This is a genomic window from Caulobacter sp. ErkDOM-E, from assembly GCF_048541895.1.
In the GTDB taxonomy this organism is placed as follows: domain Bacteria; phylum Pseudomonadota; class Alphaproteobacteria; order Caulobacterales; family Caulobacteraceae; genus Caulobacter.
Genome location: NZ_CP183331.1, coordinates 231,812 through 244,052 on the forward strand (window position 1 = coordinate 231,812; position 12,241 = coordinate 244,052).

14 protein-coding genes are annotated in these 12,241 nt (G+C 67.8%); 7 read left to right on the top strand and 7 right to left on the bottom strand.

From position 1 onward, the window contains the following. Positions 1 to 212: 212 nt before the first annotated feature. Complete coding sequence (locus tag ACN2C7_RS01225; RefSeq protein WP_419319374.1) at positions 213 to 488, top strand: hypothetical protein; 276 nt, start codon at positions 213 to 215, stop codon at positions 486 to 488. 7 nt (positions 489 to 495) lie between these two features. Here the strand turns inward: ACN2C7_RS01225 and ACN2C7_RS01230 are convergent, their stop codons facing one another. The 3 genes from ACN2C7_RS01230 to ftsY all read right to left on the bottom strand — a co-directional run bounded on the left by ACN2C7_RS01230 (position 496) and on the right by ftsY (position 2,749). Then, on the bottom strand, positions 496 to 1,050 hold the full coding sequence (locus ACN2C7_RS01230; protein WP_419319375.1) for a MarR family winged helix-turn-helix transcriptional regulator: 555 nt from the start codon (positions 1,048 to 1,050) through the stop codon (positions 496 to 498). Positions 1,051 to 1,198: 148 nt separating this feature from the next. Continuing rightward, positions 1,199 to 1,804 (bottom strand): inner membrane-spanning protein YciB, encoded by a 606-nt coding sequence (locus ACN2C7_RS01235; protein ID WP_419319376.1) that lies wholly within the window; start codon positions 1,802 to 1,804, stop codon positions 1,199 to 1,201. Positions 1,805 to 1,807: 3 nt separating this feature from the next. Then, positions 1,808 to 2,749: a signal recognition particle-docking protein FtsY gene (gene ftsY, locus ACN2C7_RS01240; protein WP_419319377.1), complete on the bottom strand. Its 942-nt coding sequence runs from the start codon at positions 2,747 to 2,749 to the stop codon at positions 1,808 to 1,810. A gap of 91 nt (positions 2,750 to 2,840) precedes the next feature. On the opposite strand from ftsY, the gene ACN2C7_RS01245 reads away from it, so the two are divergent. The 4 genes from ACN2C7_RS01245 to ACN2C7_RS01260 all read left to right on the top strand — a co-directional run bounded on the left by ACN2C7_RS01245 (position 2,841) and on the right by ACN2C7_RS01260 (position 5,560). Next, the gene (locus ACN2C7_RS01245; RefSeq protein ID WP_419319378.1) at positions 2,841 to 3,497 is read left to right on the top strand and encodes a trimeric intracellular cation channel family protein; all 657 of its coding nucleotides are present in this window, start codon (positions 2,841 to 2,843) and stop codon (positions 3,495 to 3,497) included. A 261-nt stretch (positions 3,498 to 3,758) separates the two neighbouring features. Further along, positions 3,759 to 4,217: a tellurite resistance TerB family protein gene (locus tag ACN2C7_RS01250; protein WP_419319379.1), complete on the top strand. Its 459-nt coding sequence runs from the start codon at positions 3,759 to 3,761 to the stop codon at positions 4,215 to 4,217. Then, positions 4,214 to 4,399, top strand: coding sequence for a hypothetical protein (locus ACN2C7_RS01255; protein ID WP_419319380.1), 186 nt, complete (start codon positions 4,214 to 4,216; stop codon positions 4,397 to 4,399). The genes ACN2C7_RS01250 and ACN2C7_RS01255 overlap by 4 nt, the downstream gene beginning before the upstream one ends. Positions 4,400 to 4,549: 150 nt before the next feature. Beyond that, positions 4,550 to 5,560: a TerC family protein gene (locus ACN2C7_RS01260; RefSeq protein WP_419321519.1), complete on the top strand. Its 1,011-nt coding sequence runs from the start codon at positions 4,550 to 4,552 to the stop codon at positions 5,558 to 5,560. A gap of 177 nt (positions 5,561 to 5,737) precedes the next feature. Here the strand turns inward: ACN2C7_RS01260 and ACN2C7_RS01265 are convergent, their stop codons facing one another. The 4 genes from ACN2C7_RS01265 to dapF are packed head-to-tail and all read right to left on the bottom strand — an operon-like array spanning position 5,738 to position 9,172. Beyond that, the gene (locus ACN2C7_RS01265; RefSeq protein ID WP_419319381.1) at positions 5,738 to 6,169 is read right to left on the bottom strand and encodes a GFA family protein; all 432 of its coding nucleotides are present in this window, start codon (positions 6,167 to 6,169) and stop codon (positions 5,738 to 5,740) included. Continuing rightward, positions 6,166 to 7,497 (bottom strand): tRNA (N(6)-L-threonylcarbamoyladenosine(37)-C(2))-methylthiotransferase MtaB, encoded by a 1,332-nt coding sequence (gene mtaB / locus ACN2C7_RS01270; RefSeq protein WP_419319382.1) that lies wholly within the window; start codon positions 7,495 to 7,497, stop codon positions 6,166 to 6,168. The genes ACN2C7_RS01265 and mtaB overlap by 4 nt, the downstream gene beginning before the upstream one ends. Then, entirely contained in the window at positions 7,494 to 8,405 is a 912-nt protein-coding gene (locus ACN2C7_RS01275; protein ID WP_419319383.1) for an SDR family NAD(P)-dependent oxidoreductase, read from the bottom strand. The genes mtaB and ACN2C7_RS01275 overlap by 4 nt, the downstream gene beginning before the upstream one ends. Further along, positions 8,318 to 9,172, bottom strand: a complete 855-nt coding sequence (dapF, locus tag ACN2C7_RS01280; protein WP_419319384.1) for a diaminopimelate epimerase — start codon at positions 9,170 to 9,172, stop codon at positions 8,318 to 8,320. Before dapF ends, ACN2C7_RS01275 begins: the two co-directional genes overlap by 88 nt. A 93-nt stretch (positions 9,173 to 9,265) precedes the next feature. On the opposite strand from dapF, the gene ACN2C7_RS01285 reads away from it, so the two are divergent. Together ACN2C7_RS01285 and ACN2C7_RS01290 are read left to right on the top strand one after the other, a co-directional pair. Beyond that, positions 9,266 to 10,054: a potassium channel family protein gene (locus ACN2C7_RS01285; RefSeq protein ID WP_419319385.1), complete on the top strand. Its 789-nt coding sequence runs from the start codon at positions 9,266 to 9,268 to the stop codon at positions 10,052 to 10,054. Positions 10,055 to 10,166: 112 nt separating this feature from the next. Continuing rightward, the gene (locus ACN2C7_RS01290; protein ID WP_419319386.1) at positions 10,167 to 12,239 is read left to right on the top strand and encodes a prolyl oligopeptidase family serine peptidase; all 2,073 of its coding nucleotides are present in this window, start codon (positions 10,167 to 10,169) and stop codon (positions 12,237 to 12,239) included. The last annotated feature ends 2 nt before the right edge of the window (positions 12,240 to 12,241 follow it).

Here is a 12,241-nt window from a genome sequence, read left to right on the forward strand (position 1 = left end):
AAGGCCGGGATCCAGATCGAGCCCAGGGATGTGGTCGATCTGGCGATGCCGAAGGCGCGTCATCCCCAACCGCTCAGGATGAAACTGGACCCCGGCCTTCGCCGGGGAGAGCGGGGTTGGGTTAGGTGCGCTGACACGTCGCGGCGCTTTGGCGTTAACCCGACGTTGACCATGCTCGCAGACTTTCAGTTAACCATGTTAGACTTCGAGTCATGAGCACCGTCCGTCCCGCCGGCTGGCCTTCGGCCCCCGCCAGACCCGCCTCGACGCCCGCGTCGGGCGGCGCGGCGACGCGTTCGGCCTTCTTCCAGGCGGCCTTGGGCGACGCTGCGCCCACGCGCCCGGCCCAGGCCGCCGCTTCGGTGCAGATGCAGGCTCAAGCCCAGGCCCAGCCGCAGCGCCAGGCGCCGGCCCGGCCGTTCACGCAGCCGGACGCCCAGCCGCAGAAGGTTCTGCGCCCGGGCTCTCTGCTCAACATCGTGGTCTAGAAAACCCTCAGGCCGCCTTCTTGGCGGCCTTGTCCTTCTTGGGCTTCTTGTCTTTTTTCGGTTTCTCGGCCTTGGCCTTCTTGAGCTTGGCCGGCTCGATGTCGACCGCCGGATGCAGATCCGCGCCGGCCATGTCGGCCAGCAGGTCCAGGAAGCCCTCGCGCTTGCCGGGCTTCAGCAGGGCCAGGATCCGCGCGTCGGCCATGGTGACCATCGGCGCGACCTCTTCCAGCATGGCCCGGCCCGAGGGCGACAGGCGCACGCTGTTGGCGCGGGCGTCCTGATCAGAGCGCTGACGTTCCAGATGGCCCTTGGCGATCATCCGGGCGACCATGTCGGCCAGGGTCGAGCGGTCGATGCCGGTGGCCTTGACCAGGGCCGTCTGGGTGACGCCCTCGTTCTGGGCCACGGCCGATAGCACGGCGAACTGGCGCTGAGTGACGCCGGCCGCGCCACATTCCTCGGCGTAGATGTCGAGCGCCAGCTGCAGCACCCTGTGCAACAGATGGCTGGGCGATCGCTCCAGCAAACCGCCGCTCTTCTCGACCTTCGTCTTGGACATGGGCTCGCCTTCGTCTTTTCAGCCGACGGACAGAGACTATCATCGTTACACGTCGATTTAACGACAATACTCCGTGGGCGGCGCAAGCCGCCACGGCCTTCGCTCCGGTGCGCGGAAAACCGGCGGGTCGGCGCCTGGAAGCCGGCGCCTAGAAGCCTGCGTCTGGCGGCTCGGGCGGGGCCGGCTCGTCGCCCTTGGCCATGTGCTTCATCATGAACGGCACCTGGGTCAGGGAGAAGATGATCGCCAGCGGCAGCAGGGCGACCCGGAACTTCACCCAGTTCTCCGTGTCCTGGGTCAGGCGGACGATTTCGTTCAGTATGGCGGCCGAGGCGAAATAGGCGCCGTAGCGCAGGGTCAGGGTGCGCCAGGCCGCGTCGGGCAGCTGCATGGCCTCGCCCATCAGGGCCTTCAGCGGCGCGCGGTTCATCAGGGCGCCGCCGATCATGAAGCCCGCCAGGGCCCCGTTGACGACGGTGACCTTGATCTTCACGAACACGTCGCTGTGGAAGATCAGGCCCAGGGCCCCGAAGATCAGAGCCATGACGCCGGAGAACAGCGGCAACAGGGCTACGCGACGCTCGACGGCATAGCCGACGACCAGGGCCACGCCTGAGGCGGCGACCAGCACCCAGGTGGCGGTCTGGAAGTCCTTGGTGGTGAAATAGGCGATGGCGAAGGCGATCGGCGCGCCGTAGTCGACGGCGGTGCGCACCCAGGCGGCGCGCTTCTTGTGGGTCTGCTGTTGGTCCATGGCCTAGTCCTCCAGCCCGACCAGCGAGCGCGAAAAGGCGCGGGCGTCGAAGGGTTGCAGATCCTCGACTCCCTCGCCCACGCCGATCAGCTTGATCGGGCTGTCGCTGGCCTGGGCCACCGGCACCAGCACCCCGCCGCGCGCGGTGCCGTCCAGCTTGGTCATGACAATCCCGGAGACGCCGACCTGGTTGCCGAAGATCTTTTCCTGGGCCAGGGCGTTGCGGCCGACTGTGGCGTCCAGCACCAGCAGGGTTTCGTGCGGATAGTCGGGATCGACCTTCTTGACGACCCGGATCACCTTGAGCAGCTCGTCCATCAGGCCCTGCTTGTTCTGCAGGCGGCCGGCGGTGTCGATCAGCACCACGTCATAGTGCTCGGCCTTGGCCCGTTCGACGGCCTCATAGGCCAGGGCGGCGGCGTCGGAGCCGGTGGGCTTGGACATGAAGTCGGCCCCGGCCCGGTCGGCCCAGACCTTCAGCTGCTCGACGGCGGCGGCGCGGAAGGTGTCGCCGGCGGCGATCAGGACGCGGGCGCCCTTCTCGGTCAGGTCGGCGGCGATCTTGCCAAGCGTGGTGGTCTTGCCCGAGCCGTTGACGCCGATGAACAGCACCACATAGGGACGCGGCCCGCCCAGCGGATCGAAACGGCCCTCGCGGTCGGCCAGTTCGGCGGCGACCAGCTCGGCCAGGGCTTCCTTGACTTCGATTTCGGTCGACGACTTGCCAAACCGCGCCTTGCCGAAGGCGTCGGTGATGCGCGCGGCGATCTGGGGTCCCAGGTCAGCCTCGATCAGCATCTCTTCCAGGGCGTCCAGCTGTTCCTGGTCCAGGGGCTTCTTGGTGAAGACCCCGGTGACCTGCTCGGTCATCGCCTGGGAAGACCGGGTCAGGCCAGACGTGAGGCGCTGGAACCAGCCTTGTTTCTGCGCGGGCTTGTCGTTCATCAGCGCTCCTTTAGGGGAACGGGCGAAAGTGTAAATCAGATATTACCGGCCCATGGTTTCCGCTGCAGAGCCGGCCGTGGCATGAACGGCCATGGACCCGCTTCTCGACCCGACCATGGACCCTCTGGCGACGACCCTCTTCTGGCTGGACTACGCCGCCGCCGCCGTGTTCGGGGCCACAGGCGCGCTGGCGGCGGCGCGGCGCAAGCACGACATCATCACGTTCGGCTTCTTCGCGGCGATCACCGGCGTTGGGGGCGGCACCCTGCGCGATCTGCTGATCGGGGCGCCGGTATTCTGGGTGCAGCGGCCCGGCTATATCCTGGCGTGCCTGGCGGCTGCGACCGTGGTGTGGCTGCTGGGCAAGCGCGGCTGGCGGTTTCGCGCCCTGCTGTGGCTGGACGCCCTGGGCATGGCCGCCTTTTCCGTGGTCGGCGCCGCCAAGGCCCTGAGCCTGGGCGTTCATCCGTTCACGGCCGTGGTCATGGGCGTGCTGACCACCGCCTTCGGCGGCGTGATCCGCGACGTGCTGGCCGAAGAGCCCAACTTGCTGCTGCGCCGGGAGATCTACATCACCGCCGCCCTGCTGGGGGCGTCGGTGTTCACGGTGCTGGACCTGCTGGGCCTGGGCTTCTGGCCGGCAGGTCTGGCGGGCTTCGTCGCGGCCTTCGGCCTGCGGGCGGCGGCGATCAAGCTGGGCTGGAGCCTGCCGGGGTTTGTGGGCGGTGAGGACAAGGCTGCGGACTGAGCGCCTGTTCGAAGGACGGCCGCGCAGAAAAAAAACGACGGGTCGTGCGAAAAAATCCGCTGCGCCTCTTGCGCGCCCGGCCCACGCCTACAATCTGTCTGTTGCGGGCCGGGCCCCTCTGACGAACCTCGCAGCCGAATGGCGCGATCGTGATGTCGGACCGCATCGGGTGCGCTCGATGCCGGGTCCAACGGGCTGTTCCCCCCCAAGAGCCCAGCAAGCCCGGTATCGGGCGCGCCCTCCCAACAGAGGAGAGCACAGATGTCTTTCAACCCCATTCACGCCACACGCGCGCGCTTCACCGACGCCTGGACGCCGGCCCAGCTGGATCAGCTGGACGCCCTGGTGGCCGCCTGCGCCCTGGTGGCCCAGGCCGACGGCTGGGTCACGCCGGACGAGCGCGGCCGCATGCTGGAGCGCATGCGCGGCCTGGCGGCCCTGACGGTCTTCGGGATCGACGACGCCCTGGAAGTCTTCGAGGCCCTGGACCAGCGCTTCGAACAGGATCCGGAAGCCGCCCGGCTTGAGGCCGAGCTGGCGATCCGCCGCCTGCGCGGTCGCGATGACGTCGCCCGGGTGGTCGTCAACTGCGCCTGCGCCGTCGCAACCGCCGACGGCGGGCTCGACGCCGAGGAGCGCGACGTCCTGCTGGGGATCTGCGCCCTGCTGTCGCTGGATCCGATCCAGTTCGACCTGATCACCACGGCGGGCCGGCGATGAGAGTCGGCGGCTATGCTCCCCCAACACCCTGGGTCTCGCTGCAACTGGCCCAGCAGGTCCTGGTGCAGGCGGCGTCCCACGCCAGCCAGCCGACCGCCAAGCCGGTGACGCCGGCGGACCGCATCGAACACGCGCCGGCGCCGCGCCCCCTGAACCGGGGCCTGCTGGACATTCGAGTCTAGGGCTAGACCTCTAAGTAACTGATTTAAGGAACTTCTCTTTCGATCCTGGCGCAACCGTCCGGTCGAAGAGGGCGCAAGTTCTACCGCGTTTCCGCAAAACCCGCCCGCCGTGATCAGCCTTAGCGCTTGAGATCCGGCGGGCCTAAAGGCCTGAACAAGACCATGGATTTTCTGACCCTGCCGGTGATCGGCAAACCGCTCTGGATGTGGGCGGGCTTCATGCTGGCCGTCGTGGCCCTGCTGGCCTTTGACCTCGGCGTCCTGCACCGCAAGACCCGCGAGATCGGCGTGCGCGAAAGCCTGCTGATGTCGGCGGTCTATATCAGCCTGGGACTGGGCTTCGGCGGCCTGGTCTGGATGCAGCTGGGCGCGACCGCCGGGGTCGAATATCTGACCGGCTTCGTGATCGAAAAAAGCCTGGCGATCGACAATGTCTTCGTCATCGCCCTGATCTTCGGCTTCTTCGCCATCCCGCCGGCCCTGCAGCACCGGGTGCTGTTCTGGGGCGTGCTGGGCGTGATCGTGCTGCGGGCCATCATGATCGGCGTCGGCGCGGCCCTGGTCAGCCAGTTCGGCTGGGTGCTGTACATTTTCGCCGCCTTCCTGATCCTGACCGGCGTGAAGATGCTGTTCGCGGGCGATAAGCCCATGGACCTGACCAATAACCCCGCCCTGAAATGGCTGCGCCGCGTCATGCCGATCAGCGACAAGCTGGAAGGCGACCGCTTCTTCGTTAAGGGCATCGACTCGCGCACCGGCAAGGCCGCCCGCCTGGCCACCCCGCTGTTCCTGGCCCTGGTGCTGGTCGAGCTGGCCGACCTGGTCTTCGCCGTTGACTCGGTGCCGGCCATCTTCGCCATCACCACCGATCCCTATATTGTCTACACCTCCAACATCATGGCGATCCTGGGCCTGCGGGCGCTGTACTTCGCCCTGGCGGCGGTGCTGCACCGCTTCGCCTATCTCAAGCAGGCCCTGGCCGTGCTGCTGGTGTTCATCGGCGGCAAGATCTTCGTCGCCGACGCCCTGGGCTGGGAGAAGTTCCCTGCCGCCCTGTCGCTGTCGATTACCTTCGCCATCCTGGCGGCCGGCGTCGGCTGGTCGCTGTGGAAGACCCGCAACGCGCCCGCCCTTCCGGGTGCGCCCGGCGCAGGCGCCTAAGCGCTCGCCCGGTCCGCCGGGCGATCTGAAGAAGAACCGGGTCGGACCCTGTCCGGCCCGGTTTTTTCATGGCTGTGGCGGAGGACGTGGACCCTGCAGAAGGCCCGCAGGAATCCTTTTGCCCTGAGGTTGAAGGTCGCGACGACGAATTCCCACTTCGGGAACAAGTGGCGGCCCCTAGGTGTCGTGGTCAGGGTGCTGGCGCGACGCCACCGCACCGCCCGGCCCCATCGGCGGCCGCACCGGCATCTGCGCCAGATGATCCATCCAGGCCGGCCGACTCTCGACGGCCAGCTGAACCCCAGGCTCAACCGCTGACGGGTCGTCAAAGGCGAAAACCGCCAGGTCGATCTTGTCAGCGCTCCACGCGAAGGACAGGGGCGTACCGCAGGCGGCGCAGAAGCCGCGCTTGATCTGATCCGAACTCTGGAAATGGGTCGGCGCGCCGCGCGTCCAGGTCAGGTTAGCCACCTCGACCGTCACCAGCGCCCCGAACGGGCCGGCGAAGGCCTTCTGGCACATGCGGCAATGGCAGATCGAGGCGCGGCCGGGTTCGCCGTCGACGCGGAAGCGGACGGCGCCGCACTGGCAGCCGCCGCTCAGGCTCATGCCGCCAGCTCGGCGATCACCCGCGCCCCGTCGTGGCCGGTGACGCGGAAGGCCAGGATCTGGCCCGAAGCCGCTTCGCCCGCAAAGGCGATCTCGGTGAAGTCCTCGGCCCGGGCCACGCCGTCGCGCTCGACCAGGCCCGACAGCACCCGGCCGACCTGGCGCTGCAGGTGGCGCTCCAGACCCGCCTGGCCCGCTTCACGCAGACGGCGGGCGCGGTCCTTGATCACCGGGCCCTTGACCGGCGGCATCCGCGCGGCCGGCGTGCCGGGGCGGGCGCTGTAGGGGAAGACGTGCAGGAAGGCCAGACCCGCTTCTTCCACCAGCTTCAGGGTGTTTTCGAAGGCCTCTTCGCTCTCGGTCGGGAAGCCGGCGATCAGGTCGGCGCCGAAGGCGGTGTCGGGGCGCACGCGGCGCACCTCGGAGACCAGCTTGAGGGCATCCTCGCGGTTATGGCGACGCTTCATGCGCTTGAGGATCATGTTGTCGCCGGCCTGCAGGCTCAGATGCAGATAGGGCATCAGGCGCGGCTCGGTCTCGAGCAGCTTGAACAGATCCGGATCGATCTCGGCCGCGTCGATCGACGACAGGCGCAGGCGCGGCAACTCGGGGACGAGCTTGAGGATCCGGCCGACCAGCTGGCCCAGCGTCGGCTGGCCCGGCAGATCGGTTCCCCACGAGGTCACATCAACGCCGGTCAGCACCACCTCGTTATAGCCCTCGGCGGCCAGGCGGCGGACTTGGTCGACCACCTCACCGGCCGGGGCCGAGCGCGAATTGCCGCGTCCGAACGGGATGATGCAGAAGGTGCAGCGGTGGTCGCAGCCGTTCTGGACCTCGACATAGGCCCGGGCGCGGTCCTTGAGGCCGGCGATCAGGTGACCGGCGGTCTCCTTGATCGACATGATGTCGTTGACCCGCACCCGGGTGGAGGTGTCGAGCAGGGCGCCCGGCGCGGCCTTTTCGGCGTTGCCCAGCACCAGATCCACTTCCGGCATGGCGGCGAAGGCGGCGGGGTCGATCTGGGCGGCGCAGCCGGTGACGATCAGCCGGGCGTCGGGCCGCTCGCGCCGCGCCTTGCGGATCGCCTGCCGCGCCTGGCGCACGGCCTCGTTGGTGACGGCGCAGGTGTTGAACACCACAGCGTCCGACAGGCCGTCGGCGGAAGCGCGGGCCCGGATAGCCTCTGACTCATAGGCGTTCAACCTGCAGCCGAAGGTGACGACGTCAACGCCGTCCGGACCGGACGAGACCACCGCAGGTCCGCCTTCCTCGCCAACAGCGGGCTTGGGCGTCGGCGGGCGCGAGATGACGGTGTAGGTGGTCACGGCCGGTCCATGAACGCCGCAAAGGCGTCCTTCCAGTCGGGATGCCAGCGCGACAGGGCCGGGCGGTTTTCGATGATGTCGCCCATGGCCCAGGCCATGCGCTTCTCGTCGACGGCGCGGGTGACGTCGTTGTCCGGGCACAGGATGTAGAAGTCGCCGGCCTCGATGCGGGCCAGCATGAAGTGGACCACCTGCTCGGGCGTCCAGGCCGCGTCGGGCTTGCCGCCCGGACCGCGCTTGGTCATGCCGGTGAAGGTGTAGCCGGGGATCAGCAGGTGAGCGGTGACCTGGCAGTCTTCGGTCTGGCGCAGGGTGTGGGCCAGGCCTTCGGTCAGGGCCTTCACCGCCGCCTTGGAGACATTATAGGCCGTGTCGCCGGGCGGCTGGGTGATGCCCTGCTTGGAGCCGGTGTTGATGATCAGGCCGGGGCGACCCGACAGGGCCATCTCTTCTCCAAACACCTGCAAGCCGTTGATCACGCCCCACAGATTGACGTCGAGGATGCGGCTCCAGGCGTCGTCGCCGGCAAAGGCGTCGCCGCCGCCGCCGACCCCGGCATTGTTCATCAGCACATCGACCGCGCCGAACTTTTCCAGGGCGACGGCCTTCAGGGCCTCGACCGCCGCGCGGTCGGCGACGTCGGTGGGCACGGCGATCGCGCCGATAGCCTCGGCTTCCTGTTTCAGCTTGCGGCCGGTGACGTCGGCCATGACCACATTGAGGCCCAACTCGCGGAAGATCTTCGCGGCGGCCAGGCCGATGCCGTCGGCGGCGCCGGTGATGACGGCGGTCTTGCCGGCCTCGAGGGCAGGGTGGAGGCTCATGCGGCGACCTTCTCCGGCAGCTTGCCGGTGTAGTCCAGGGTGATGGGGCCGGTCATGATCACGTGGCCGTCGGCCTCGCGCCATTCGATGACCAGGCTGCCGCTCTCGAACTCGACGGTGGCGATGCGGTCAGTCAGGCCCCGGCGCACGGCGGCCACCTGGGCGGCGCAGGCGCCGGTGCCGCAGGCCAGGGTCAGGCCCGCGCCGCGTTCCCAGACCTTCAGCTTGATGTGGTCGCGCGCCGCGATGTGGGCGAAGCCGACATTGACGCCTTGCGGGAACAGCGGGTGATGCTCGACCAGCGAACCGGTCCCGGTGGCGAAGGCGTCGCTGACCGGCGCGTCGACGAAGAACACCACATGCGGATTGCCCATCGAGACACAGACCGGGGTGTGGACCAGCGGCGCGTCGATCGGACCGACCTGCAGCTCGACCCGCTCGGTGTTCATCTCTTCGGACAGGGGGATCTGGGTCCAGTCCAGGCCCGGCTGGCCCATGTCGACCGTGACCCGCTTGTCGCCGGCCATCTGGCCCGACAGGCGGCCGCCGTCGGTGTCGAAGGCCACCGAATCCTTGCCCGACGACTGCATCAGCAGCCAGGCCACGCAGCGCGTACCGTTGCCGCAGGCGCCGACCGCGTCGCCGTCGGAATTCCAGAACCGCACATAGGCCGAGGCGCCCGCGCTGCGGGGCGGATCGATGGCGATCACCTGGTCGCAGCCAACGCCGCCGTCGCCGCGGTTGGCGATGGCGCGGATCGCCTCGGGCGTGGGTTCGAAGGACTGGCTGGCGGTCTCGATGACGACGAAGTCGTTGCCGAGGCCGTTCATCTTGACGAAGGTGCGGCTCATGGTGGGGCTATATAGTGGAAAACCGCCGCCAAGTCAGAGCCCGGCGCGCGCCGCGATCATTTGACCTGACAGTGTGACCGGAAGGGGCGGCGCTTGAAGACCAAAAACCAAGAGGGTTTCCGCCTCCGCGCCCGGCTTCGCGCCCTCTATCATGGGGCCTCGCCTACGGCGGTGACGTTCCGCTATGCGATCATCATCGTCGATCTGCTGATCATCGCCTTCTTCATCGCCGCGCCGGCCATGCGCGATCACGGCCTGACCTACTATGTGCTGGACTATGCGGTGGCGGCCTTCCTGGCGCTGGACATGGCCGCGCGGGCCATCGCCCATGGCGACCTGAAGGCCTGGCTGAAGAAGCCCATCGTCTGGGTGGACCTGTTCGTGCTGGCCACCCTGCTGTTCCCCGCCTGGCTGCTAAACCTGGGCTTCCTGCGGGTGGTGCGGCTGTGGACGCTGGTGCACAGCGAGTTCTTCTGGCGCACCGTGGGCCAGCGCTATGACAATACGCGAGTGGAAGAGATCGCCAAGGCGGCCGCCTCCCTGCTGACCTTCGTGTTCGTGATCACCGGCTTTGTCTATTCCAGCTTCGCGGGGCGGCATGACGGCGTGGCCGGCTATGTCGATGCGCTGTATTTCACGGTCACCAGCCTGACCACCACCGGCTATGGCGACGTCACCCTGCCCGGCGTGTGGGGAAAGCTCTTGTCGATCGCCACCATGCTGGGCGGGGTCTCGCTGTTCATCGGCCTGATCCAGTCGATCCTGCGGCCGCACAAGGTCATCCATCCCTGCCCGGACTGCGGCCTGCGGCGGCACGATCCGGACGCCGTGCACTGCAAGGCGTGCGGCAAGCTGCTGAACATTCCCGACGACGGGGTCTGACTTCGGATTTTTTGGTCTGGCGGATGACGGGCGTCCAAGCCGGCTTCCACTTTGGGCTGTCATGCTTGGCAGGCTCTGGCGCGCGTCAGATTTTTCGATACCGTCCCGGCCCATGACCCTGCTTCGCACCTGTTCCGCCGGGGCCCTGGCCCTGACCCTGCTGTCCCACGGCGCCGCGCTGGCGCAGGACAGCGATCCCCACCTGGCGCTGGAGGCGGTGGAAAGCCCCGACTCCCTGGCCTGGGTGAACGCGGAGAACGACAGGACCCTGCCGCTCCTGTCGGGCGATCCGCGCTTCGCGGGCCTGCAGGCGCAGGCCCTGACGATCCTGTCGGCCAGAGACCGCATCGCGGCGCCCAACTTCATCGGGACCAGCGTCTTCAACTTCTGGCAGGACGCCACCCATGTGCGCGGGATCTGGCGGCGCACGACACTGGCCTCCTACAAGACCGCCGCGCCGGTCTGGGAGACGGTGCTGGACATCGACGCCCTGGCGAAAGCCGAGGGCAAGAACTGGATCTGGAAGGGGGCCGACTGCCGGCCCAAAACCCATGACCGCTGCCTGGTGAACCTCTCCAACGGCGGCAAGGACGCGGTCGAGGTCCGCGAGTTCGACCTCACGACCAAGGCCTTCATGGACGGCGGCTTCGTCCTGCCCGAAGGCAAGCAGACCGTTGAATGGCTGGACGCCGACACCCTGATCCTGACGCGCGACTGGGGCGAGGGCACGACCACCGACAGCGGCTATGGCATGGTCATCAAGACCCTGAAGCGCGGTCAGGCCCTGGCCGACGCCGTCGAGGTTTTCAGGGGCCAGAAGAGCGACGTCTCGGCCCGTCCCAATGTGCTGCGCGACGCGGCGGGCAACCGGGTGGTGCTGATCGACCGCGCCACCGACTTCTTCCACACCGAGCACAATGTCTGGTCGGGCGGCAAGGTCGCACCCCTGGCCATTCCGCAGAAAGCCAACATCGCCGGCCTGCTGAATGGCAGGCTGATCGTCGAGCTGAACGAGGACGGCCTGGGCGCCAAGGCCGGCTCCATCGTCGCCGTGACGCCTGACGCGGGCCTGTCGACCAGCGTGGTCTTCGCCCCATCTTTGGTGCAGGCCGTGGATCAGGTGACCGTCACCGACCACGCGGTGGTCGCGGCGATCTACGACAATGTGCGCGGCGGGGTGTTCACCTTCCGCGCCAATGGCGCGACCTGGACCAAGGCCGCTCTGCCCGGCCTGCCCAACGCGTCAGTGTCGCTGGGCTCGCACGCCGACGAAGGCGATCAGATCTTCTACAGCGTCGAGGGCTTCACCACCCCGACCCAGCTGAAACTGGCCGACGCGGTCAGCGGCGCGTCCGAAACCGTCAAGGCCCTGCCCGCCCAGTTCGAGGGCGGCAACCTCGAGGTCGAGCAGAAGGTCGCCACGTCGAAGGACGGCACCAAGGTTCCCTATTTCCTGATCCATCCCAAGGGCCACAAGCACGACGGCTCCAACCCCACGCTGCTGCACGCCTACGGCGGCTTCAACCTGTCCAAGCTGCCGGTCTATGACCCGCTGATCGGCAAGCTGTGGCTGGAGAAGGGCGGCAGCTATGCGGTCGCCAATATCCGGGGGGGCGGCGAGTTTGGTCCGGCCTGGCACGACGCGGCCCTGAAGGCCAATCGTCAGCGGGCCTTCGACGACTACTACGCCGTGGCCGAGGACATGATCGCCAAGAAGATCACCTCGCCCCGCCACCTGGGCGCCTATGGCCGCTCCAACGGCGGCCTGCTGATGGGCGTGGCCCTGACCCAGCGGCCCGACCTGTGGAACGCGGTGGTGGTCGAAAGCCCGCTGCTGGACATGATCCGCTACACCGTCCTGCCGGCCGGCGCCTCGTGGATCGGCGAATATGGCGACCCGGCCATTCCGGCAGAGCGGGCCTTCATCGAGGCCTATTCGCCCTATCAGAACCTGAAGGCCGGGGTGAAATACCCGCTGGCCTATATCACCACCTCGACCAAGGACGACCGCGTCCATCCCGGCCACGCCCGCAAGTTCGCGGCAAGGCTGGACGATCTGAAGGTGGATAACCTGTATTTCGAAAATACCGACGGCGGCCACGCCAATGGCGCGGACCCCAAGTCCAACGCCCGCCGCTGGGCGCTGCACTACACCTACCTGTCACGTCAGCTGATGGATCACTAAGT